This window comes from Paenibacillus sanfengchensis, assembly GCF_036864765.1.
Lineage (GTDB): Bacteria > Bacillota > Bacilli > Paenibacillales > Paenibacillaceae > Fontibacillus > Fontibacillus sanfengchensis.
Genome location: NZ_JBAGJC010000003.1, coordinates 262,379 through 284,823, shown reverse-complemented (window position 1 = coordinate 284,823; position 22,445 = coordinate 262,379). Strand labels below are relative to the sequence as shown.

Genomic DNA, 22,445 nt, shown 5'->3' with positions numbered 1-22,445 from the left:
GACTGCTATTATTCTCGCGGAGCCGAATCGGACCGCAATAGCGCCCCTAAAAGCCGCTAATGCGGGCGGCTAGGCGTGATTCCGGCGGGTTTGATGCAACGTCAGTGCGCTAATAGGCCGCATTAGTCTTGTTTTGCTTTTTTTGCGGGCAGCTTCGGGAAAAATCCGAAAATGAGCAGGCCGGCAAGCCAGGCGGAAACGGCGAGGACGATGAATTTCAGCCCGCTCTGCAGCCCGATGACGCTCCAGCGGTAGGCCCCAAGGTAAAGCAGAGTGCCTGGAACCAATATAACAATCAAACGGATCGTTAGTCGTACAAAAGGCGGCTTGGGGTGATTGAACACAAATAATCTGCGCCCGCTGCGAATGCGCCAGGCGGCAAGCAGAAGATAAACCGCCAGCGCGGCTGTGAGGCCATAGGCGCCCCATTGATGGAGGGAGCTCGTTTGCGCCAGCGCGGTCGCTCCTTCCGGCAGAGCCCCGGTTTCAAACCGGATCCAGGCATGATACAAATCCTGCCGCAGGTCGATGCCGTTCTCGCTATTGGTCAGGATGACCAGGCCGTTTTGAGACTCCGGGATAAAGCCATAGAAGGCGTGCCAACCTCGATTGTCCCCCGGGTGGTACAAGAGGGTGGTACCGTCCGGCAGGCTGCGTGAAAAAATACCGAGCCCGTTCTCGCCCAGTACCGGTTTCTGCATTTCCCGCACCAGACCGGGACTTACAACATCGTGCCCCAAGGGGGTTCCTCCGCTTTTCGAGGTGTCCAGGCTTGCCTGCATGAGCTTCATCAAGTCCTCGGCCGTGGTCGTTAGCCCTGCGGCAGCCCGCTCGGCGAACCGGAAGGCCGGCAGCTCCTGTCCGAAATAACCGTAAGCTTTGGTTAAGAACGGTCTGTCCTCCTCTTCTTGCCCGAAGCTGCTGGAATCCATCCCCAGCGGGTGAAGCACCCGATTTTTCATATAGTCCTCGAACGGCTGCCCCGAAACCTCCTCAATCACCATCTGAAGGATCGTGTACCCCGCCCCCGAATATGCCGCTTCTTTGCCGGGAGCTAAGGCGAATTTCACGGGATCGTTGAACAGGCCGGCTCCGGCGAGAGATTGCTCGGGCGCAGGGAGCTTCCGGCCCGGCTCGACGCCCATATAACCGGGATGCGGAGCAAGCCCCGCGGTATGGCTTAACAGACGCCGGAGGGTCACTTCCTCCGAAACGACTTTCGCACCTGGAATCGTCCGGTTTCCGAGATGCTTGCTGACCGGGTCATCCAATGATAATTTTCCCTCCTCCGCCAGCTTTAAAATCCCCCAGGCGGTAACGCTTTTGGAAATGGATCCCGCTTGAAAACGCGATTTTTCGTCCAGCTTCCGGCCGGCCGTTTTGTCCGCGAATCCGTACTGTAGGGCATAGGCGGTGTTGCCATGCTCAAGCACGCCGATCGAGACTCCGGGAACACCGTATTTTTTTTGCAGCAAAGGAACCTGTTCATCCAAGTAACGCTTGAATTCCGACACATCGCCCTTCTTCTCCGCGTGCCCCGAACGTTCGGGGTTCGATGTTGCCGATATGGCCGATACGGCGCCTGCCGCAGGGAAACAGGCGTATATGCCGGCGGTGATTATTAGAACCGGCAGCAAAGTTTTTGGGATGATTTTACCGGCCAGGCCCGATTTCTTCTTCATTCGTAATTCAACTCCTCTTCGATTCAATCGCTTTATACAGCTTTTTAGTATAGGCGGGGCTCCGTTTTGTTCCCATCGATTTCCCTTAATCGGTTCTAAAAGGAATCTTACATTTTCATTACAAGAAAATGGGGTTTTTTGTATTTACAAGAACAGATGTTCGTATTATAATGATGATCAAAAGGGAGGATCGTTTTATGGATGTATTGGAGAAGCTTGCGATCTTGACGGATTCCGCCAAATACGATGTTTCCTGTTCCTCCAGCGGGAGTGAGAGGTCCGGGCAAAGCGGAAAGCAGGGGAACACCGTTGCCTCGGGCATCTGCCACAGCTTTGCCGCCGATGGGCGCTGCATCTCTTTGTTGAAGGTTCTGATGACAAACAGCTGCATTTTCGATTGCAAATACTGCGTAAACCGCCGCTCCCACGACACCCGCAGAGCTATGTTCACACCGGAAGAGCTTGCGGAGCTTACGATGAATTTTTACCGCCGTAACTATATTGAAGGTTTATTCTTAAGCTCGGGGATCATGAGGAATCCGGATTATACTACGGAACGATTAATCCGGGTATTGGAACTGCTGCGGAATCAATACGGGTTCTCGGGATATATTCATGTGAAGGCTATCCCTGGAGCGGATCCGGCGCTGATTTCCAGGCTGGGACTGCTCGCCGACAGGATGAGCGTAAACATTGAGCTTCCGTCCCAAGCCAGCTTACGGCAGCTTGCGCCGGATAAGAGCAAGGAGACGATACTCCGGCCGATGTCGGCGATCCGGGAGGGCATCCGCGAGAACAGCACCGATTTGGTAAAGTTTCGGCATGCGCCGAAATTCGTGCCGGGGGGCCAGAGCACCCAGTTGATCGTGGGGGCAACGCCGGACAGCGATTTGAAGATTTTGACTCTGACCGAGGCGTTGTATCGCAAATACGAGCTGAAGCGGGTGTACTATTCCGCTTACACGCCGGTGATGGAGCATTCGCTGCTCCCGGCGCTGGACAGTAAACCGCCGCTTCTGCGGGAGCATCGGCTCTACCAGGCTGACTGGCTGCTGCGGTTTTACGGATTCGAAGCCCATGAACTGCTGGATGAAAGAACTCCGAATTTCAATCCGTTTATGGACCCCAAGTGCCATTGGGCCGTAAATCATATCGATCGATTCCCCGTGGAGATCAATCAAGCACCGTATGAAACGTTGCTCCGGGTTCCAGGGATCGGCGTGCGGAGCGCCAAGGCGATCGTTGCGGCGCGGCGGGCGGGAAAACTGGACTTCGCGGGATTGAAGAAGCTCGGGGTAGTACTGAAGAGAGCCCAATATTTCATCACATGCTCCGGCAGACGTCTTGAGGGATTGAAAGTGAAGGAGAGCACAATCTTAAGATCGCTGCTGTCCCAAAAGGAAATCTCCTTATATTTACCCCAGCCCCAGGTGGAACAGCTTAAGCTGTTTAGCGACGAAGAACTCGCGGCAGGCAGGGTGGCGGAAGTGGCTGCAACATGAACTGGGCTCGCCAATCGGCGTACATTTATGATGGCAGCTTTGACGGCTTTCTTAGCTGTGTGTTTGAAAGCTTTGACCGCAAGGAAGAAGCGGTGGATATCCGGCCGAGTGAAGATAATCTGTATGTTCTGTTCGATGCCGTATGGGTGGAGACCGATCCGGTAAAGGCGGCCAGAGTTTACAAGGGAATCGGTGTCAAAATCTGTCCGGCGGCGCAGGAACTGATCCGTAACGGCTTCCTGACATGCATGTCCGATAAGGAACTGCTGCTGTACCGTTTTTTGCGGCTTGGCTTTCAATATGGACGTACGGTCATGGATATGCTGACGGAAGATACGGTGCATCGGCTCCATAAGGCGGTGAAACATTTAAGGACGGAGAGCCATGCATATATGGGATTCGTCCGGTTTGCGGTATATGGCGATGTTCTGGTCGCCGTTATTGAACCGAAGAATCAGGTGCTGCCGCTGCTGGCGCCCCATTTTTGCGATAGATACCGGGGTGAATCGTTTCTGATTTACGACAAGACGCATAGACAAGTATTGATGCAGCGGCAGGATGGTCCACCTGCTGATCGAGTGGGACTATTTTGCATGGAGGAGCTTATATTGCCCGAGCCGGACGACGAGGAGAAGTCCTACCGGAGGCTGTGGAAGCAGTTCTATGATACGGTGGCGGTCCGGGAAAGAAGCAATCCCCGGGCCCGGCTTTCCCATATGCCCAAACGTTATTGGACCCAGTTAACCGAGATGCAGCAGAGCGATCCTTCTCCAGGCCCCTTCCCGAAACGTCTTCGTTAAGCCCCGTTCTTCTGCTACAATGGTTCAGTGAATGCTTAGAATACCTAAGTCTTTTGCTTGACCGAAAACGATCGGCTCTAAGCGAGGCAAAGTAAGAAGGAGACGGGAACGTGGACTTGAACGAGAAGCCCGATAGCTATATCTACCCCTACGCGTGTCATGAGAACGAGAGCGAACTATGCAGGCTTGAGCTTCACAGTTTGTTCGGATATGCCCCCAGAGCTCATTTTTTTATGGAAAGCGGAACTGCCATCGGAGCAAATCGGAGCCCTTTTATTTCCATGGAAATGAAAGTATTGGGAAGGTGCGGCTCCCTCGAGGGGATTCTCACTCTTGCGGAGAAGATCGACTTAAAGGGAAAGACTTTTAAAGTGAAATATATTAAAAACGGAGTCCCTCGCAGCTATGAGGACCAGCGTCAGTTGGAGAGAACAGTGGGAGCCCGGATCCGGGGCAGGGCGGAGATGCGGCAGCCGGATATCCTGTTCGGTCTTTTACACGACGGGGAATCATGGAGGCTAGGAGTCTGTCATCCCACGGACCCTATTTGGCAGAGACACAAACATAAGCCCCGGAATTATTCGACAGGGCTTTCCGCGGCTATGGCCCGGAGCCTGGTTAATATCGCGGTCCCTGCCACGGCCGGAATACGGGCGATCGATCCCTGCTGCGGGATGGGCAACGTTCTGATCGAAGCCCTTTCCATGGGGATCGAGATTGTGGGACGGGATCTTAATCCGCTCGCTATTCGCGGAGCGAGGGTAAATCTGGCTCATTTCGGGTACCGGCACGAAGAACTTGTCAGTATCGGTGATATGAATGAAATTGACGGGCATTTTGACGCGGCGATTTTAGATATGCCTTACAATTTATGCTCCGTTCTTCCCCTGGAAGAGAAGCGGGCGATGCTATCAAGCCTGCGCCGGTTCAGCGACATTTCGGTGGTCGTATCCACGGAAGAGCTGGAACCCGAGTTGGAGCGGGCGGGTTTTCAAATTCAGGGCTTCGCCAAAGTAACGAAGGGGGCTTTTGTGCGAAGCATCTGGGTATGCCATAGCTGATTGGGGGCTTATCACGAGCCAGCTGAATACTTGGACGAACCGCACAGCGGAGCCGCTCTTTCGTATTGTAAGTTTACGGCTTTTCCCCTATAATCCAAAAGAGATAGATCGCCTGGATTCAAGCGAATAAGAAGTACCCGTCGGTCCCGAAGCCCGCTTGTTTTGCGAGCCCAGGGTTAAAAGGGAAGCCGGTGAAAGTCCGGCACGGTCCCGCCACTGTATACAGGGACGCGCCCATGCATGCCACTGTCTTACGCCACAGTACGACGGGAAGGCGGGCGTTCGTCGGTACCTGGAAGTCAGGAGACCTGCCCACGGGAATGTTAGACGGTCCTTCGAGGAAAGGATGACGTTCTGCTTAGAGGACGGACCCGAGCGTTCCGGCACAGGAACATGACGGCTCCGCTATAACTTTGTAGACGTAACCCATCCGCAGGATGGGTTTTTCTTCATGAAGAGACATCAAGTTTCGCTTTATGTCAGGCAGACCAGTCAAGAACTACAGAACACAGAAGGAGCGAAAGAGATGAAAAAGTGGACCAAGATCTGGGGGATCTGGCTTCTGGCCATTCTGTTGCTCGTCACCGCAGGCTGCGGGGCGAACGGTAAAAATGCCGCGGAGAACGGCAATGGCGGACAAGCTCAGCAGCAACAGGAAACGCCAAAGGATACGTCGAACGCAGCGGACCAAGAGAGTCCGAAAACGACTTATCCGCTTACGGTAAAAGACGGGTACGGCAGCGAATTTACGTTCGAATCGGCGCCGCAGCGCATCGTGTCTCTGGCACCGTCGGAAACCGAAGGGCTGTTCGCTTTGGGGCTGGACGAGCAGATTGTCGGCGTTTCCGACAATGACGATTATCCGGAAGCCGTAAAAGACAAGCCGAGAATGGGCGGCTTCCAGGTTAATGTGGAAGCGGTCGTTGCGGCTCAGCCGGATCTGGTGCTGGCGGGGAACCTGGTTGGCGAGGATACGGTGAAGAGTCTGACGGATCTCGGTTTGAAAGTGTTACGTTCCAACGCGAAAACGATGGAAGAGGTCATGGCGAACATCCGGTTGGTCGGGCAAATTACGGACCGTCAGAAGGAAGCCGGCGAGGTAACCGGCCAAATGCAGGCCGAACTGGATAAGGTAAAAGAAGCGGTGGGCAAGCTGCCGGCCGATCAGAAGAAAAAGGTCTATATCGAGTTCTCGCCAGGATGGACGGTCGGTAAGGGCGAATTTATGGATGAAATGATTACGCTGGCCGGCGGGGAAAATGTCGCTTCCGATATTACCGGCTGGAGCGAAATCAACGAGGAAAACATTATTAAGGCGAATCCGGATGTTATTCTTTACGCCAAAAGCGTCGTTGACGAGAACAACCGGACGCTCGCCGACATCATCAAGAGCCGTGGAGGCTGGGATAAGATCACCGCGATTAAGGAAGGTCGCATTATCGGATTGGACGACAATTTGTTGAGCCGACCCGGTCCGCGCGTGACCAAAGGGCTTATTGATGTGGCGAACGCGATTTATCCGGATTTGATTAAGCCGTGAGGACCAAACTGGCAGGCTACGGATTTATAGGCCTCGGGCTGCTGATTCTTACCCTGCTGGTCTGTGTGGGATTCGGCTCCGTCAAAATGCCGATCCTCGAGATCGCGAAGATCCTGCTTCATCGTCTTCCGGGCATCGGCCATTGGATCGAGCCGACCTGGAATACGGCTTCGGAGCAGATCGTCATGCAAGTCCGGCTGCCCCGCGTGCTCCTCGGCCTGCTGGTCGGGGCGTCCCTGGCGGTTGCGGGTGCGGCGTTTCAGGGCGTGCTGCGCAATCCGCTTGCCGAGCCGTTTACCCTCGGGGTTTCCTCCGGTTCGGCTGTGGGCGCGGCGGTATTGATTTTTTTCGGGTGGCAGTTTTCGATCATCGGGGTGTTTACCCTCCCGGTCGTCGCTTTTCTGACCGGGGCGGCTACGCTATGGATCGTCATGTGGCTGGCCCGGGAGAACGGCAAAATCCCGATCGAAAATCTGATCCTGTCAGGTGTGGTCATGCAGTCCTTCCTGGGTGCCGTCGTCTCGTTCCTGACGGCGATGTCCAAGGAGATCGTGAACCAGATCATGTACTGGACCATGGGGAGCTTGAGTCTGCGGGGATGGTCCTATACGGCCATCCTGCTTCCGTATCTGGCGCTGGGAGGTTTGTTTCTCTGGAGCAGGGCGCGCTCGTTGAACCTGTTTGCCTTGGGGGAGCGGGAAGCGGCCCATTCCGGGCTAAACGTGGAATCGACCAAGCTGATCATTCTCCTCGTCGCTACGCTAATGACGGCTGCGGCGGTTTCCGTATCGGGGGTCATCGGGTTTGTCGGCCTCGTCGTGCCGCACATGATCCGGTTGATCACCGGACCCGACTATCGCCTGATTATCCCGCTCTCTGCGATCGGAGGCGGTATTTTCATGATGTGGAGCGATTTGGCGGCCCGTTCGTTGCTTGCGCCCACGGAAATCCCGCTCGGGATCGTAACGGCTTTTGTCGGAGCGCCGTTTTTTGCTTATCTGCTGTATCGTAAAAAAAGCGCAAGGGAGAAGGAGCTGTCATGATCCAGGTTAAGAAGGTCACCAAGTGCTACGGGAAATTCAAAGCCTTGCAGGACATTGACTGGAGCATTGCCCCGGGGGAGTTTTGGGGCGTGATCGGCCCGAACGGCAGCGGGAAAAGCACCCTGCTCAGCTTGCTTTCCGGCGTCGAAGCGCCCGATCGGGGGGAGATCTCCTTGGCCGGGCGCTCTTTGTCCTCCTACGGCCGAAAAGATCTGTCCCGGAAGCTGGCCGTGCTGCAGCAGGACGGGCTTCCTCCTATCGCATATACGGTCCGTGAAGTTATAGAGATGGGCCGGTTTGCCTTTCAGGATTGGCGTGGCCGGGAAAAACAGGGCGGCGCGGAGGATTTGCTTGAACGGATCATGAGGAGATTGGAGCTGGCCGATCTGGCGCATCGGCCGCTCAGCAGTCTGAGCGGCGGGCAAAGGCAGCGGGCCGCTCTCGCCAAAGTGATGGCCCAGCAGCCGGAGGTCGTTTTACTCGATGAGCCCACGACCTACCTGGATATCCGTTATCAAATGCAATTTATGGATCTCATCGCCGGTTGGCAGCGGGAAGAGGGCTTGACGGTTGTGTCCGTCATGCACGATTTGAACCTGGCCTCGCTTTACTGCGACCACCTGCTCGTGCTTAGCGGCGGGCGCATTTCCGGTCAAGGAACTCCGGCCGACATTCTCGTGCCCGAAACCTTGGAAAACGTGTTTCATGTGAAGTCTTACAGCATTCCTCATCCCGATTCGGGGTCTCCCCAACTGCTGCTCCGGAAAGCGCAAGACTTCATGCCGCAATGAACGGTGGAGTGAAATCAATGCGCCGTTGACGTCATAGGGATAGGCATTGATTTAGGATTGAATTTATGGTTATTCAAGGGAGGAATTTTTCCGATGGTTCGAAGCGTAATGGATATAGCCCGTTCGATTTCAGCACTGGATTTAAAGGCGTCTGCCGCAGCCCAGGCTCATTTGGACAGTTTGACCAAGCCCCCCGGTAGTTTGGGCAAGCTGGAATGGCTCGCGATAAAGCTGGCGGGCATCACAGGGCAAGTGACCCCTGCCTTCCCGAACCGCGCCGTCGTCGTCATGGCTGCCGATCACGGCGTATGTGCGGAGGGCATCAGCGCGTTTCCCGCCGAGGTCACTCCGCAGATGGTGGCGAATTTCCTCGCTGGCGGAGCCGCGGTCAATGTGCTTGCCCGACAGGCCGGCGCGGAATTCATGTGCGTGGATATCGGCGTGAACGCCGATCTGGAGCATCCGGACCTGATCGCTAACAAAGTCCGGTACGGCACCGGTAACATCGCTATCGGTCCGGCGATGAGCCGGGAGGAGGCCGAGGCGGCGATCCTCGTCGGCGCCGAAATCGTGGAGCAGGCGGTTGCGCGAGGCATTGGGTGCTTCGTAACCGGGGAGATGGGCATCGGCAACACGACGGCCAGCGCGGCGTTGATGAGCGCATTTACCGGTGTTCCCCCACAGGACACCGTCGGCCGGGGCACCGGGATCAGCGAGGAACGTTGGCTGCATAAAGTGCGCGTGGTCGAACGCGCTCTGGAATGTAACCATCCCGATTCCGCCGATCCGGTCGGAACGCTCGCTAAACTGGGCGGCTTGGAAATCGCCGGCTTGACCGGCGTCATTTTGGGCGCCGCCGCAAACCGCTGTCCCGTGGTCATCGACGGCTTTATTTCCAGCGCTGCGGCGCTGGCGGCACAGCGGATCGCGCCGGAATCGGCCGGGTATATGATCGCTTCGCACGTCTCTCAGGAGCAAGGGCACGCCCAACTGTTAAATATCCTCGGGCTTGAACCGATGCTCCAGTTGGATATGCGTCTGGGAGAAGGAACCGGCGGTGTCTTGGCGCTTCATTTGCTGGACGCGGCCTGCCGGATTATGTCCGAAATGGCCACCTTCGAGAGCGCGGGAATTTCTTCCGCCAACGAGGAAGTACAAGAAGGAACCTCCGCAGCCGGGGAGAGCGGGTTATGATCGTGACGGTGACGGGAGGAGCCCGCAGCGGAAAAAGTTCGTTCGCCGAACGTTGGTGCATGAAGCATGCTCCGTCGGGATGGTATGTGGCAACCGCGCAGGCCTTTGACGAGGAGATGCGCTTGCGGATCGGTCGCCACCGCCTTCAGCGCGAGGACAGCCGCTACCCCTGGACAACGTTGGAGGAACCGCTTCGGCTCGCCGGGCTGCTGAAAGAACTGCCGGAACGCGCAGGCTTTTCTTCGGACGCCTGCGTGCTGGTCGATTGCCTGACTCTTTGGCTGTCGAATATTCTTTTGGCCGCGGAAGCCGAGGGGCGGAGCAACGAGACTGCGCTTCTCAACGAGATTTCGCGGTTGCGTGAGGCGGTTGCCGGGTTTCCCGGAACAATCGTTCTGGTGACGAATGAAGTGGGCAGCGGGATCGTACCCGAGTATCCGCTCGGCCGCTTATACCGGGATTACGCCGGCATGCTGAATCAGAGGATGGCCGAAATATCGGACCAGGTCTTTTTGGTGACGGCGGGCATCCCGATCGAACTGAAAAGCAGGGAGTACTTGTTATGACACAAAAAGGACGGCCTGTCTGGGCCGCTTTTCAATTTTTGTCCCGGTTTCCGGTCAAGGCGGAGCTGGATTTTACGCCGGAGTTGCTTAAACGAAGCGTTAAGCACTACCCGTTGGTTGGCGCCGCGATCGGCCTGTCCGTATCGTTGGGAGGAGCTTTATCCGTTCAGGTGCTGCCCGCGTTTCCGGCGGCGGTGCTCGCTTTGATCCTTTGGGTCTGGCTGACGGGCGGCTTACATTTGGACGGCTGGATGGATTCGGCGGACGCTCTGCTCAGCTACCGTTCCCGCGAGAAAATGCTGGAAATTATGAAAGATAGCCGCGTGGGGGCGATGGGGGTGCTTGCCTGCGTGCTGCTGCTTCTGCTGAAGGCTTCGCTGCTGACGTCACTGTTCACGGCGGGACCCCTGTCGGCGGGGGCAGCTCTGCTGACGGCCCCGGTATGGAGCCGCTGGTTTATGGCCTGGGCCATGTCCAAATGGCCGACCGCGCGTGAGGGTGAGGGATTGGCGGGCCTGTTTCGCGGCCTAGACGCCAGGGCCGCGGCGCAGGCCGGGATCTATGCCCTGATGCTGACCGCCGCAGGACTGGGTCTTGCGGCGGTGTTGCCTGGGGCCGGGCCTGGCGTGCTTCAGCTTGGCATTTATTTCGCTGCCGCTCCGGTGCTTACGGCAGCGGCCGGTTCGCTGGCCGCCGGCAAAATCTGTTCCAAGCTGGGCGGAATGACGGGTGACACCTACGGGGCGTTGAACGAAGGGCTGGAGGCGCTGCTGCTTGTGCTGGCGGTTCTTGTCTTTCAGACAACATAGGCCGTTGGCGGTTGGAAAGCCCTTGTGACAGATCAGGAATGGAGGCGGGACTTGATGAATGAAGCGGTCCAAAACCGGGGAGCGGAACCGGGCAAGGGGAAAGTGCTTATGGTGCAGGGGACGGCCTCCGATGTGGGCAAAAGCGTGATCGTCACCGCGCTTTGCCGGATTTTTACCCGTGACGGATTCCGTACGGCCCCCTTTAAGTCGCAGAATATGGCTTTAAATTCTTACGTTACCGAGGATGGTTTGGAGATTGGCCGCGCTCAAGGAATTCAGGCGGAGGCTTGCGGTATACCCGCGACGACCGATATGAATCCCGTGCTGCTCAAGCCTACCGGGGAAATGCGCTCCCAGGTGGTGGTGCATGGCAAGCCTCACGCCCATCTGAGCGCGGCGGGTTACCGGGAGGAGTTTCTGCCGATGGCCAAACCTCTCGTGATGGCGGCGCTTGGGCGGCTCCGGCAAACGTACGATATCGTCGTGATGGAGGGTGCCGGAAGCCCGGCGGAAATCAACCTGAAGCATCGCGACATCGTCAATATGAATCTGGCCGGATGGGCGGATGCGCCGGTGATTCTGGTGGCCGATATCGACCGCGGCGGCGTGTTCGCGTTTCTCGTCGGCACCCTGGAACTTCTGGAGCCGGAAGAGCGGGCCCGGGTCAAAGGATTTGTTATTAACAAGTTCCGGGGGGATCTGGCGTTACTGCAGCCGGGCCTGGACTGGCTCGAGGAGCGTACGGGCATACCCGTGCTGGGCGTACTGCCTTTTGTGCCGGACCTGGACATCGAGGCGGAGGATTCGGTCGTGCTGGACACGTATTCAGAGCGCCCGACAGCCGGCCGGGAGGTGGATATTGTGGTGATTCGCTATCCCCGGATATCGAATTTCACCGATTTCGATATCCTCTCCGCGGAACCGGACGTTTCTTTGCGCTATGTCCAGAATGCCGATCAACTCGGCACCCCCGACATCATCATCCTGCCGGGAACCAAAGATACGATCGGCGATCTGGAGTTTTTACGGGAGCAGGGGCTGGAGAGCGCGATTCGGGATTGGATGGAGCGCAGGCCGGATGCCCGGCTTGTCGGCATTTGCGGCGGTTATCAGATGCTGGGCCGCCAGCTTCATGACCCTGACGCCGTGGAGTCCGTGGTTCCCCGCAAGGCGGCAGGGCTGGGCTGGCTGCCGGTGGAGACGACGTTTCTGCCGGGAAAAACGACAGTTCGTGTCGCAGGCAACACTCTGCCCGGGATTGCGGGCTTTGAAGACCCGGCCGGCGGCGGATTTCCGATCAGCGGATACGAAATCCATGCGGGCCGCACGGAACCGGTACGAGGCGTCAGACAGGCGTCGCAGGCCGAATCCGAAACGGTGCCGCTATTTCTTATCCGCGAGGCGGACGGATCCGAACGGTTCGAGGGAACCGCGCTTCAGAACGGGAGGGTGTTTGGCACCTATCTTCACGGGGTGTTCCAAAATGACGCCTGGCGGCGGGCCTGGTTGAACGGGGTGCGCGCGGACAAGGGGCTTCCTCCTTTGGAGTCGCGGGTAGCGGCCGCTTCACGGAAAGAGTCCGGATTCAACAGGCTGGCGGACCATGTCGAGGCCCATTTGGACATGCGGCGAATCTATAGCCTATTGGGGCAATAGTCTAGCAAACTTGAACAAGGCTCAAATATGTTACGTAAAAAAAGCCCACGTTTAAGGTACATCCTCAAACGTGGGCGTTTTGCGTCACGAAAAGTAAACTTATACTTTAAACTTCTCTACCGCATCTTTGAGCGAAAGCGCCTGGCTATACAGAGACTGGACTGTCTCGGTATGAAGCTCCATTTCGGAAATTTGCCGGTTGGCGTATTCGGCGATCTCCTTGATGCTTTTCAGCGATTTGTCCGTAATATTCGCGGCCTCTTCGACCGAAGCGGTGACTTCCTCCGTGCCGGCGGATACTTCCTGCGTGGAGGCGGAGACCGACTGAATCGTGGCATTGATGTTTTGAATCATTTCCGTCAGCTGGCCGAAGGCGAAGCCGGCCTGATCAACACGCTCGCGGCCGGACTTGATTTCGTTGCTTACGAGTTCCATGGCGTTTACGGAATTCATGGCCTCTTCCCGAATGCTGAGCAGATACTCTCCGATTTGGTCCGTCGCCGACCGCGATTGCTCCGCGAGCTTGCGGACCTCCTCGGCGACTACCGCGAAGCCCTTGCCGTGCTCGCCCGCCCGTGCCGCTTCGATCGCGGCGTTCAGCGCCAGAATGTTGATCTGCTTGGTGATGTCCATAATCACGCCGACCACCGCGGCGATGGACTCCGAGCGTTCATTTAGAACGGAGATATAGCTGCGCGACTTGATTGCCGCCTGTTCGATCGTTTTCATCTGCTCAACGGCCGTATTGGCGAGCGAGTTGCCGGACTCGGCCTCCGCCGAAGCATGCCCGATCTTCTCCGTCACCGCGGCGGATGAAGTGGCGATATGCTGCACGCCCTGCGAGATTTCTTCCATCGCCCGGGCGTTCTCCGCCGCGGTGGAAGCGATCGTAAAGCTGCCTTTTTCGATCTCCATCGTCGCCGCGCCTGAACGTTCGGTTAACGCCTTGAAGGTGGAGGCGGAGTGAAGCAGTTGATCGGAACCGTCTACAACGCTCCGTGAGGTTTCCAACACTTGGCCGATCATCTCTTTTAACTGCGCGGTCATAATCCGGAAGCTCTCGGCGAGCCGGCCGACCTCATCCTTGGAGACAACCTCGATCTCCTGCCGGAAATCTCCTTGTGCCATCCGGCTTGTCACTTCCTCCAGCTTCTTGATCGGGTTGGTGATACGCCGGCTGTTGAGATAGGCGACCAGCATCCCGACGAGAATAACGAACAGGAAAATACCCATGCAAATCCATAAAATTTCCGATTTCTTATCCTCAATGAACGTGGCGTCCATACCTACGGCGAGCAGCGCCGAACTGCCCGGGAGAGCGATGTACGCGGTTTTATGGGAGCCGAATTGATCGGAATACAGCGGGCTGATGCTGGCCTTTCCTTTCGATTCGGCTTTGCGCATCGCCTCCTGAACCTCCAACTGATCGCCGACCTTCATCGGAGATCCGTCATTTACGCCGATTACGATGGCATGGTCCTCTTTCAAGTCCAGCAGGTAGGCCGTATGTAACTGAAATTCCTCCACTGTATCACTGAGATAGGATTCCACAACGATCCGGGAATTTTCCTTTCCGTTCAGCAATTGAAGGGCTTGGGTCGTATCCAGCTCTTTAAAAATATCTTTCGAGCTCGTTTGCAGCACCTTGTCAAATAGCGGCAACACATTCCGGTCGATAATCCCCATGGAGACATAGTAGAAACTCAGGCTGAACAACAGTGAAGACAAAACGATGACGATCGCAAACGTGGTCATGAACTTGTGGCCGATAGAACGATTCCTTTTTAGCATAGGAAGCCTCCCCTGTCCTTCTCCTAATTTTTTTTGATTTCTTTGACTTGATCCGGTCACCTAGGAATTATGTCATGCTCCTAGTATTAATTAACCAGTGTTTATTAGGACTATTTTATAGAAAAAAAAGCCTTTTGAAAATGATATTTTTTATATTTTCATTTTTCAAATTACCGCGAATGAAAATAAGGGATGGCAACCGGGCCGGAGATATGGTATCTTGGGACTTGCTGTAATCGAAAAGCAGCCGCGGTTCGAAACCATCCCGCGTAATCAAAACTAGGAGGAATATCCAAATGTTCAACATCGGATGGGGCATTTTTTATATGCTCGTCAATTTTGGCTTTTTTCTGCTCTGTTATAGGCTGTTTGGGAAAAAAGGCCTGTATGCCTGGATCGGCGTCGCCACCGTTATCGCGAATATTCAGGTCGTCAAGACCGTGGAAATGTTCGGCATCGTTATGACGCTGGGGAACACGATGTATGTCAGCCTGTACTTGACCAGCGATTTGCTGAACGAGAAATTTGGGCGCGAGGAAGCCAAAAAAGCGGTCTGGTTCGGCTTCTTCACCTTGATCATGACCACCGTCCTGATGCAGATGGTGCTGGCATTTCAGCCGCAGGAGAGCGACATGTCCCAAGAAGCGCTGCAAACGATATTCGGCCTGATGCCGCGGCTCGCACTCGGAAGTCTCACCGCCTATTTTGTCAGCCAGTTTCTGGACGTTCGACTGTACTCGTGGATCCGGAAGTATTATCCGAAGCGCCACCAGCTGTGGATCCGCAACAACGGCAGCACGATGGTCAGTTCCTTTGTCGATACACTGATCTTCTGCTCCATCGCTTTTCTTGGGGAATACAGCTTCCGGGTTTGGTTGGAAATCTTGCTGACGACGTACGTGTTTAAATTTGTACTCACGGCGGCGGGTACTCCGTTCCTGTATGTAGCCCGGAACTTCCACCATGCGGAGGATGATCCGGCCAAGACGCTGCCGCAATAAGCGGGCCATAACTTAAACAGACCCTCGGGCGGTTCGCCTGAGGGTTATTTAAACGGTCATGGAACCCCCGAATCAACAGGAATAGCCGCTATCATTTCCGTAAGAAACACGCCCGGACCTAATCTCGCAAAATAGCGGCTATTACGTCCGTCCGTCGCAGAGCTCTTATCCTGCTTTACAGATAAAGCAGCTCTTTGGAAAAAGAGGTGAGCACCTCGAGGCCGGACGCCGTTACGAGGCAATCGTCTTCGATCCGTACGCCGCCGACGCCGGGCACGTAGATGCCGGGCTCCACCGTAAACACGTTCCCTTCCCGGAGCGTATGCTCGTTCAGTCCGTGGATGGAAGGAAACTCATGGACATCGATACCGAGCCCGTGGCCCAGCCGGTGGTTGAAATAAGGACCGTACCCGGCATCCTCGATCACGTCTCTCGCGGCCTTATCCAGCGAGGCGAACGTCGCGCCGGGCTGGATGGCGGCGATGGCCGCCCGGTTGGCCGCGAGCACCGTTTCGTAAATGCGAACCTGTTCCGGCTTCAACTCCCCGAACGCGAACGTGCGGGTGATGTCGGAAGCGTAGCCGGCGGCATAGACGCCGATGTCGAACATCACCAGGTCGCCGGGGCGCAGTTGACGTTCGCCGGGAACCCCGTGAGGCAGCGCGGTTTTTTCACCGAACAGCACCATGCTGTCGAAGGAAGGGCCATCGGCTCCCAGCTTGCGGATTTGATACTCCACTTCCGCGACGAGTTCATGCTCCGAAACGCCTTCCTTGACTTGCTTGAGCGCTTGCTGCAGCACGTCTTCGATCAGCCGGACCGCATGGCGGATCCTTTCGACTTCGTCCGGGCTTTTGCAAACGCGCATTTCCTGCAGCCAAGGCCCGATATCCGTATATCCCGTCAAAGCCAAGGCTTCCTGCAGATGCTCCAGCCGGGACACCGTCATATATTCTTTTTCCAGACCCAGCGTGCCCGCCGGCGATTTCAAATGCTTGCTCAAAATCTGATACGGGTTGTCCGTATCGAGGTGGGTCACGATCGCCATACCGCCGGTGGCTGCCCGGGCCGCCTCTTCATCCAACGCGGGAACGACCAGAAACGGGGCGTCGCCGGGTTGAAAAACAACTCCCAGAAACCGTTCGTGCGGATTGCTGAGAAAGCCGGTTAAATAGTATACATGTTTGGGATCGGTGATCAGCAGGGTTTGGAGGCCATGCTGCTTCATTTGCCGCTCCAAAGCGGACCATTGCTCGGACATGCTGGAAACTTCCTTTCCTAATTGGACTTATGATAAATAATAGGTTACTACTTCTCGCGGAGAAAAAAAAGAAGCTGTCGCGTTACGCGTCAAGGGAGTTTACTTTTTTCCATATTTCACTAAACTATTATTATTGTTGTTGTTTAAATTTGAATAGATTCGGGAGGTTGCAGCGTGGCCCTTGAGGAAAAAGATTCGACGAAGTTTATTTTGATCGGCTTGATGTTGGCGATACTGATGGCGGCTATGGACAATACCATCGTCACGACCGCGATGGGGACGATCGTTTCCGAGCTCGGGGGGATGGACCAGTTCGTATGGGTGACGTCAGCGTACATGGTCGCGGTGATGGCAGGAACGCCGATTTTCGGGAAGTTGTCCGATATGTACGGGCGGAAGCGGTTCTTTCTATTCGGTATCATTACCTTTTTAATCGGTTCGATATTATGCGGAATCGCGCAAAGCATCGTCCAACTCAGCATATTCCGTGCGATCCAGGGGATCGGGGGCGGGGCCTTGATGCCGATTGCTTTCACGATTATCTATGATATTTTCCCCCCGGAGAAACGGGGCAAAATGACGGGGCTGATGGGAGCGGTGTTCGGCACGTCGAGCATCTTCGGTCCGCTTCTGGGGGCCTATATCACAGATACATTGGGCTGGAATTGGGTCTTTTACATCAATGTGCCGATCGGTCTGGTTTCTTTGGCCTTTATCGTTCCGTTTTATAAGGAATCCCTGTCGCATGCCAAACAGCAGATCGATTGGGCAGGAGCGTTTACGCTTGTTGGATCGGTCGTATGCCTGATGTTTGCGCTCGAGCTGGGCGGACAGCAATATGCCTGGAATTCCGGCGTGATTCTTGGGTTGTTTACCGGCTTCGCCATCCTGTTTATTATCTTTTTGTTTGCGGAAAAAAGCGCGAACGAGCCGATTATCTCTTTCGGCATGTTCAGGAACCGGCTCTACGCGACGAGCAGCCTGTTGGCCTTGTTTTACGGTTCCGTTTTTATCGTGGCTACCGTTTATATTCCGATTTACGTTCAAGGGGTGTTCGGCGGGAGTGCGACGAATTCGGGGTTGATTCTGATGCCGATGATGGTCGGCTCGGTCGTGGGAAGTATGATGGGCGGCATGCTCACGTCCCGGTTGTCTTACAAGTCGATCATGCTGATCTCGGCCGTGTTTTTCGTTTCCGGCTTTTTTGCGCTCAGCACGCTTTCAGGCGATTCCTCGAGGGTTTTACTGACAGTATACAGCGTGATCAGCGGGTTCGGGGTCGGGTTCTCCTTCTCCGTGCTCGGTATGGCCGCCGTTCATCCGTTCGATATGAGCAAGCGCGGTGCGGCGACCTCAACCAACTCATTTTTGCGGTCTTTGGGCATGACGCTGGGAATCACGATTTTCGGCATCCTGCAGAGAAATTTGATGAACGCCAACATGGAGTCGGCCTTCCGGGGAATGGGGGGACAGGCAGGGATGGATTTCGGAGATACGCGTGAAGCGCTGTCGCCCGAGAAGCGGGCTTTGATCCCGCCTGACATTCTGGACAAAGTCACGGATGCCCTGTCTTCATCCATCGCCCATACGTTTATGTGGACGCTTGTCCCGGCGGTACTGGCGGCGATGGTAGTGCTTGGCATGCCGGGCGATCGGCTGCTGGCAAACCGGCGGGAAACCTCCAAGCCCCGCGGCTAGCCCGCGCCAAGTGTTTACCGCGTTCGAATTTGAGGTATAAAGGAATTAATACCCCGAACGAGGTGAGTAGGATGACGGATGCAAAAAGAAAGCCGGATGACCCGCGGGCGAGAGAAGGGAGCTTGCCGGGTAGAGACCACCCCGAGCAATATCCCACGGATCAGCCCAGCCTGTTCGATCTCCATGAAAGCGAGCAAAATGTCGATCCGATCCCTGTCGAGGACTTGAACCTGGAGGTTCGGGAGGAACGGGACAAGGAAGCGACGAAACAGGCGTCCTCCAGCGAGCGCAAGTACCATACAGGCTTCGAGTAAGCCATTATACAGAAAAATCCTCCGGTCGTCCCATTGTCCGCCTGCTCGGACGTGGAAACCGGAGGATTTTTTATGATAGCCGAAGCGTCTACTTCAGTTCCTTGACTATGTTCGGGGGCGCTTGCCCTTTCAGCGCGAGGACCAGGTTTTGGGCGGCGACCATCGCCATCTGGTTTCGCGTACTCTCCGTCGCGGAGCCGATATGCGGCAAAGTCACCACATTCGGCATCGAAAGGAGCGGATGGTCCGCCGCAACCGGCTCATGCTCAAACACGTCCAGGCCGGCTCCATAAATCCGCCCGCTGTTCAGCGCCTCGATGAGAGCGGACTCGTCCACGGTGGCGCCGCGGGAAGCATTGATGAAAATCGCCGTTTTCTTCATCAGGGCAAATTCCGCCGCCCCAGCTCGTCGTCGCCCCGCCGCCATCGGCCTTCTTTGACATACCGGTCCAGTTCGGGAATCCGGCGGGCCGTCGACAGGATCAGGCCCATGATCAGATCGGCGACCGTTTCGTCCAGCACTTCCGGCGTGTTCATGCCGATGATGCCTCTGGCCCTCATCGCCGCCAAATCGAAGTTGTTGTATCCGACGCTTATGGTGCTCACGGCCCGCAAACGGGGAGCGTGGGCAAGCAGTTCGGCGTTGATTTCCACGCTGGAGGTCAAGAGACCTTCCGCTTCTCCCAGGCGTTCGAGCAAGCGTTCCCGCGGAATCGGGCCGCCACCTACCCATTTGTCCACGAGGCAATGTTCTTTCAGATAGGCTTCCGCCTCATCCGGAATGTGACGGGCTACAAAAATAGTCGGCTTCATGCAAAACTCCTTCCTTCTGATCCGGAGGCCGCCTAGCGGTTATCCACTTTTTCGGGATACATGTCGTGATTCAGCAGCCGGTGCTCCGCTATGGTCTCGTATTTGGTGCCGGGGCGGCCGTAATTGCAGTAAGGATCGATGGAGATGCCGCCGCGCGGCGTGAATTTACCCCATACTTCGATATATTTGGGGTCCATCAGCCGGATCAGATCGTTCATGATAATATTAACGCAATCCTCGTGAAAATCCCCATGATTTCGAAAACTGAACAAATAAAGTTTCAGCGATTTGCTCTCCACCATTTTGATGTCCGGCATGTAGCTGATATAAATGGTGGCGAAATCCGGCTGTCCCGTGATCGGACAGAGGCTCGTAAATTCCGGGCAGTTAAATTTGACGAAGTAATCCCGGTACGGATGCTTGTTATCGAAGCTTTCCAACACTTCGGGCGCGTATGTGACGGGGTATTTGACCCCTTGATTGCCAAGCAGGGTTACATGCTGCATGTCTTCCGGCTGTCTTCCTGACATTGAAAAGCCTCCTTAGGTGGGAAAATTAGTGTCTGCTGAGTTGCTGACGCTGGAAATCGAAATAGCTATGGCTGGAAAGGCTGGAATAGCTGGATTTTCTCCCGTTAAAATTCCGTTCTTGGCCCTTGGATTCGATTTAGCTGGAAAAGTTCCATCTATTTCGGCGCCCAATCGACGATCAACGCAATTTCGGGCAAATTAGCTGGATGTTTTCCAGGTAATTTGTTTCTCCAGCCGTATCGCGCCAAATTAGCGGGACAAAATCCCGTTATTTGAACCAGCAGCCAGCCAAAGAAACAGCAATTCCAGAGCGGGGCCTCAACCCCCCCGCTTGTTGCCCCACACCAGCGCGTGGAGCTGGGGCAGGACCCGCACCTCGTTCAGGTCGGCCGAGTCCATCACCCGGTCGATCAGCCGCTCGTAGCGGTCCAGCAAATCCGCCGCATGCGCCAGGGTGTCCATCCGCCGCACGTCCGGATTGCCGACCTGCAAATACATCGCCACGCCCGGGTAGCGGGCATGCACCCGCTTGGCGTAAGCCAGGTCGACATCGTCAAAAACGACGACTTTAAGGCTCACCGCCAAGGGGGCCGGACGGGCCGCGAGCCTCGCGACGATGTCGTCCAACGCCGCCCAGTCGGTGTCCATGCCCGAGCTGGGCGGTTTCGGCGAGATCGTCACCTGGTCGATCTCGGCCAGCCAATCCTGCCAGCGGGAGCCCTGGGTCTCGACCGCCACGGCGAAGCCTTCGCGGCGGAGCAGGGACACCAGGCCGGCAAGCTGTGGCAGGAGGGCGGGATTGCCGCCCGACAGCGTGACGTGCGAGAAGCGGCGGCCGCCGAGGGCGCGCAGCTCGCCGAGGATTTCCGCCGGGGTCAGCCGGCGGATATGCGCATTGGCGCTGCCGTCCCAGGTAAAGGCGGAGTCGCACCACGCGCAGCGGTAATCGCAGCCCGCCGTGCGGACGAACATGGTCTTCTGGCCGATGACCATGCCTTCGCCCTGGACGGTCGGGCCGAAGATTTCGAGGACGGGGATCGGCGGCGATGAGGCGCGTTCCGCGTTATTCATCGCCCATCCACTCCCGTCTCGCTTCGGCATAGCTGTTCGGCGTTTCATACAGCCGAACGAACTCGGTCCGCGCTTCCGCCGCAGCATCGCGGTAGCGCTCCGAGTTTAAGGCCGCCTCCATCTTTTCGTAAAGCCATACGACCATATTTTCGGCCGTCGTGTTCATCGGAGGCAGCGTCTCGTTCAAGTAGCGGTGATCCAGGAAGCCTTCGATTTCCGCCTTCCAGATCTGCTTGATCGTGCCGAAATCGATAGAGATCCCCCGCTTGTCGGGGATGGCGCTGAGGCCGAAGACGACTTTGTACGTGTGGCCGTGCAGATTTTTGCATTTCCCCTCATAGGCATGCAAATGATGGGCCGCGTCAAACGTAAACTCTTTGCTGACAAGCACGCGGCGCCGGTGATAGCGGAGCTGGCTTTCGTCAATGTCCCGGCCCAGCGCCTGCAGCTTGTCGACAATGCGGAATTCTCCGGGCATCCGGCTCATCGGGAATCCTCCTTCCGGACCGGTGGCGCGGCTTCCGCCGCTATAGCGCTTCGGGCCGCGTTCCGTCTTTCCAGATATGTTTCCATGCCGGCTCTTCTCAGCTTGCAGGCGGGGCATTGTCCGCATCCGTTGCCCAGGATGCCGTTGTAGCAGGTCAATGTGCGCTCGCGGACAAAATCAAACGCCCCGAGGTCATCGGCAAGCTTCCACGTTTCGGCTTTATCGATCCACATAAGCGGAGTATGAATGACAAAAGCATGGTCCATCGCCAGATTCAAGGTGACATTCAGCGACTTTATGAAGGCATCGCGGCAGTCCGGGTATCCGCTGAAATCGGTCTCGCACACGCCGGTCACCAGATGGCGGGCGCCGATGCCTTTGGCGAGCACGGCGGCAAAGCTGAGGAACAAATGGTTCCGGCCCTCCACAAAAGTGCTGGGCAGTTCCCCTTCCTCGTGGGAAATCGGGATGTCGCCTCGGGTAAGCGCGTTTTGGGTCAACTGGCCCAGCAGGCTCATGTCGAGCCGCGTCCACTTCACCCCGAGCTCTTCGGCAATCTCCTTGGCACATTCGATCTCAAGGCGGTGCCGCTGGCCGTAATCGAAGGTGACCGCTTCAACCTCACGGAACTCCTTCAGCGCCCAAAACAGGCAGGTCGTACTGTCTTGACCTCCGCTGAACACGACAAGTGCTTTTTCATTTTTGAGCATAAAAAAACCTCTCATTCTTCATAGATTTAACCCGTGGCCAGGCTAGGCCCTTCCGGATCCAAAGAAAGAGAGTTCTTGAACTTTCGCCGCAAAAAAACAAACCCTGGCTGTACATCAAAAACAGG

The 22,445-nt window shown here is 56.2% G+C and carries 21 protein-coding genes, 1 pseudogene and 1 riboswitch; of the genes and pseudogenes, 14 read left to right on the top strand and 8 right to left on the bottom strand.

Annotation, left to right across the window (positions count from 1 at the left end; translation table 11 throughout):
- Positions 1-122: 122 nt before the first annotated feature.
- Positions 123-1,682, bottom strand: coding sequence for a serine hydrolase domain-containing protein (locus V4U84_RS07510; RefSeq protein WP_334073728.1), 1,560 nt, complete (start codon positions 1,680-1,682; stop codon positions 123-125).
- 197 nt (positions 1,683-1,879) lie between these two features.
- Between V4U84_RS07510 and V4U84_RS07505 the strand changes: the two genes are divergently transcribed.
- From V4U84_RS07505 to V4U84_RS07460, 10 genes are all read left to right on the top strand, one after another.
- The gene (locus V4U84_RS07505; protein ID WP_334073729.1) at positions 1,880-3,184 is read left to right on the top strand and encodes a putative DNA modification/repair radical SAM protein; all 1,305 of its coding nucleotides are present in this window, start codon (positions 1,880-1,882) and stop codon (positions 3,182-3,184) included.
- Positions 3,181-3,984, top strand: coding sequence for a TIGR03915 family putative DNA repair protein (locus tag V4U84_RS07500; RefSeq protein WP_334077002.1), 804 nt, complete (start codon positions 3,181-3,183; stop codon positions 3,982-3,984). Before V4U84_RS07505 ends, V4U84_RS07500 begins: the two co-directional genes overlap by 4 nt.
- A gap of 110 nt (positions 3,985-4,094) precedes the next feature.
- Entirely contained in the window at positions 4,095-5,045 is a 951-nt protein-coding gene (locus V4U84_RS07495; RefSeq protein ID WP_334077001.1) for a TRM11 family SAM-dependent methyltransferase, read from the top strand.
- A gap of 124 nt (positions 5,046-5,169) precedes the next feature.
- A riboswitch (cobalamin riboswitch) is annotated at positions 5,170-5,375 on the top strand.
- Between the two features lie 196 nt (positions 5,376-5,571).
- Positions 5,572-6,585, top strand: coding sequence for an ABC transporter substrate-binding protein (locus V4U84_RS07490; protein ID WP_334077051.1), 1,014 nt, complete (start codon positions 5,572-5,574; stop codon positions 6,583-6,585).
- Complete coding sequence (locus tag V4U84_RS07485; RefSeq protein ID WP_334077000.1) at positions 6,582-7,628, top strand: FecCD family ABC transporter permease; 1,047 nt, start codon at positions 6,582-6,584, stop codon at positions 7,626-7,628. The genes V4U84_RS07490 and V4U84_RS07485 overlap by 4 nt, the downstream gene beginning before the upstream one ends.
- Positions 7,625-8,419 carry an ABC transporter ATP-binding protein gene (locus tag V4U84_RS07480; RefSeq protein ID WP_334076999.1) on the top strand — a complete coding sequence of 265 codons (795 nt, stop codon included), beginning with the start codon at positions 7,625-7,627 and terminating at the stop codon, positions 8,417-8,419. Before V4U84_RS07485 ends, V4U84_RS07480 begins: the two co-directional genes overlap by 4 nt.
- Before the next feature lie 93 nt (positions 8,420-8,512).
- On the top strand, positions 8,513-9,613 hold the full coding sequence (cobT, locus tag V4U84_RS07475; RefSeq protein ID WP_334076998.1) for a nicotinate-nucleotide--dimethylbenzimidazole phosphoribosyltransferase: 1,101 nt from the start codon (positions 8,513-8,515) through the stop codon (positions 9,611-9,613).
- Entirely contained in the window at positions 9,610-10,179 is a 570-nt protein-coding gene (gene cobU, locus V4U84_RS07470) for a bifunctional adenosylcobinamide kinase/adenosylcobinamide-phosphate guanylyltransferase (protein ID WP_334076997.1), read from the top strand. The genes cobT and cobU overlap by 4 nt, the downstream gene beginning before the upstream one ends.
- Positions 10,176-10,988 (top strand): adenosylcobinamide-GDP ribazoletransferase, encoded by an 813-nt coding sequence (gene cobS, locus V4U84_RS07465; protein ID WP_334076996.1) that lies wholly within the window; start codon positions 10,176-10,178, stop codon positions 10,986-10,988. The genes cobU and cobS overlap by 4 nt, the downstream gene beginning before the upstream one ends.
- 54 nt (positions 10,989-11,042) lie before the next feature.
- The gene (locus V4U84_RS07460; protein WP_334076995.1) at positions 11,043-12,644 is read left to right on the top strand and encodes a cobyric acid synthase; all 1,602 of its coding nucleotides are present in this window, start codon (positions 11,043-11,045) and stop codon (positions 12,642-12,644) included.
- Between the two features lie 99 nt (positions 12,645-12,743).
- Here the strand turns inward: V4U84_RS07460 and V4U84_RS07455 are convergent, their stop codons facing one another.
- A complete protein-coding gene (locus tag V4U84_RS07455; protein WP_334076994.1) occupies positions 12,744-14,435 on the bottom strand; it encodes a methyl-accepting chemotaxis protein in 1,692 nt (563 codons plus the stop codon).
- Between the two features lie 296 nt (positions 14,436-14,731).
- Here V4U84_RS07455 and V4U84_RS07450 point away from each other — a divergent pair, with 296 nt between their 5' ends.
- Positions 14,732-15,436 (top strand): queuosine precursor transporter, encoded by a 705-nt coding sequence (locus V4U84_RS07450; protein ID WP_334076993.1) that lies wholly within the window; start codon positions 14,732-14,734, stop codon positions 15,434-15,436.
- 175 nt (positions 15,437-15,611) lie between these two features.
- Here V4U84_RS07450 and V4U84_RS07445 read toward each other — a convergent pair whose 3' ends face one another.
- Complete coding sequence (locus tag V4U84_RS07445; protein WP_334076992.1) at positions 15,612-16,697, bottom strand: M24 family metallopeptidase; 1,086 nt, start codon at positions 16,695-16,697, stop codon at positions 15,612-15,614.
- A 174-nt stretch (positions 16,698-16,871) separates the two neighbouring features.
- On the opposite strand from V4U84_RS07445, the gene V4U84_RS07440 reads away from it, so the two are divergent.
- Together V4U84_RS07440 and V4U84_RS07435 are read left to right on the top strand one after the other, a co-directional pair.
- Entirely contained in the window at positions 16,872-18,395 is a 1,524-nt protein-coding gene (locus V4U84_RS07440; protein ID WP_334076991.1) for an MDR family MFS transporter, read from the top strand.
- A gap of 71 nt (positions 18,396-18,466) precedes the next feature.
- Positions 18,467-18,709: a hypothetical protein gene (locus V4U84_RS07435; protein WP_334076990.1), complete on the top strand. Its 243-nt coding sequence runs from the start codon at positions 18,467-18,469 to the stop codon at positions 18,707-18,709.
- A gap of 88 nt (positions 18,710-18,797) precedes the next feature.
- Here V4U84_RS07435 and V4U84_RS07430 read toward each other — a convergent pair.
- Positions 18,798-19,522: pseudogene (locus tag V4U84_RS07430) on the bottom strand (NAD(P)-dependent oxidoreductase).
- Between the two features lie 32 nt (positions 19,523-19,554).
- On the bottom strand, positions 19,555-20,052 hold the full coding sequence (gene queF, locus V4U84_RS07425) for a preQ(1) synthase (protein ID WP_334076989.1): 498 nt from the start codon (positions 20,050-20,052) through the stop codon (positions 19,555-19,557).
- Positions 20,053-20,080: 28 nt separating this feature from the next.
- On the opposite strand from queF, the gene V4U84_RS07420 reads away from it, so the two are divergent.
- On the top strand, positions 20,081-20,254 hold the full coding sequence (locus tag V4U84_RS07420; RefSeq protein ID WP_334076988.1) for a hypothetical protein: 174 nt from the start codon (positions 20,081-20,083) through the stop codon (positions 20,252-20,254).
- A 116-nt stretch (positions 20,255-20,370) separates the two neighbouring features.
- On the opposite strand, the gene queE is transcribed toward V4U84_RS07420, so the two are convergent.
- From queE to queC, 3 genes are read right to left on the bottom strand one after another with little or no spacing between them, the layout of a single operon-like run.
- Positions 20,371-21,123: a 7-carboxy-7-deazaguanine synthase QueE gene (gene queE, locus V4U84_RS07415; RefSeq protein ID WP_334076987.1), complete on the bottom strand. Its 753-nt coding sequence runs from the start codon at positions 21,121-21,123 to the stop codon at positions 20,371-20,373.
- Entirely contained in the window at positions 21,116-21,610 is a 495-nt protein-coding gene (gene queD, locus V4U84_RS07410) for a 6-carboxytetrahydropterin synthase QueD (protein ID WP_334073747.1), read from the bottom strand. The genes queE and queD overlap by 8 nt, the downstream gene beginning before the upstream one ends.
- Positions 21,607-22,320 (bottom strand): 7-cyano-7-deazaguanine synthase QueC, encoded by a 714-nt coding sequence (gene queC, locus V4U84_RS07405; protein ID WP_334076986.1) that lies wholly within the window; start codon positions 22,318-22,320, stop codon positions 21,607-21,609. The genes queD and queC overlap by 4 nt, the downstream gene beginning before the upstream one ends.
- Positions 22,321-22,445 lie beyond the last annotated feature (125 nt).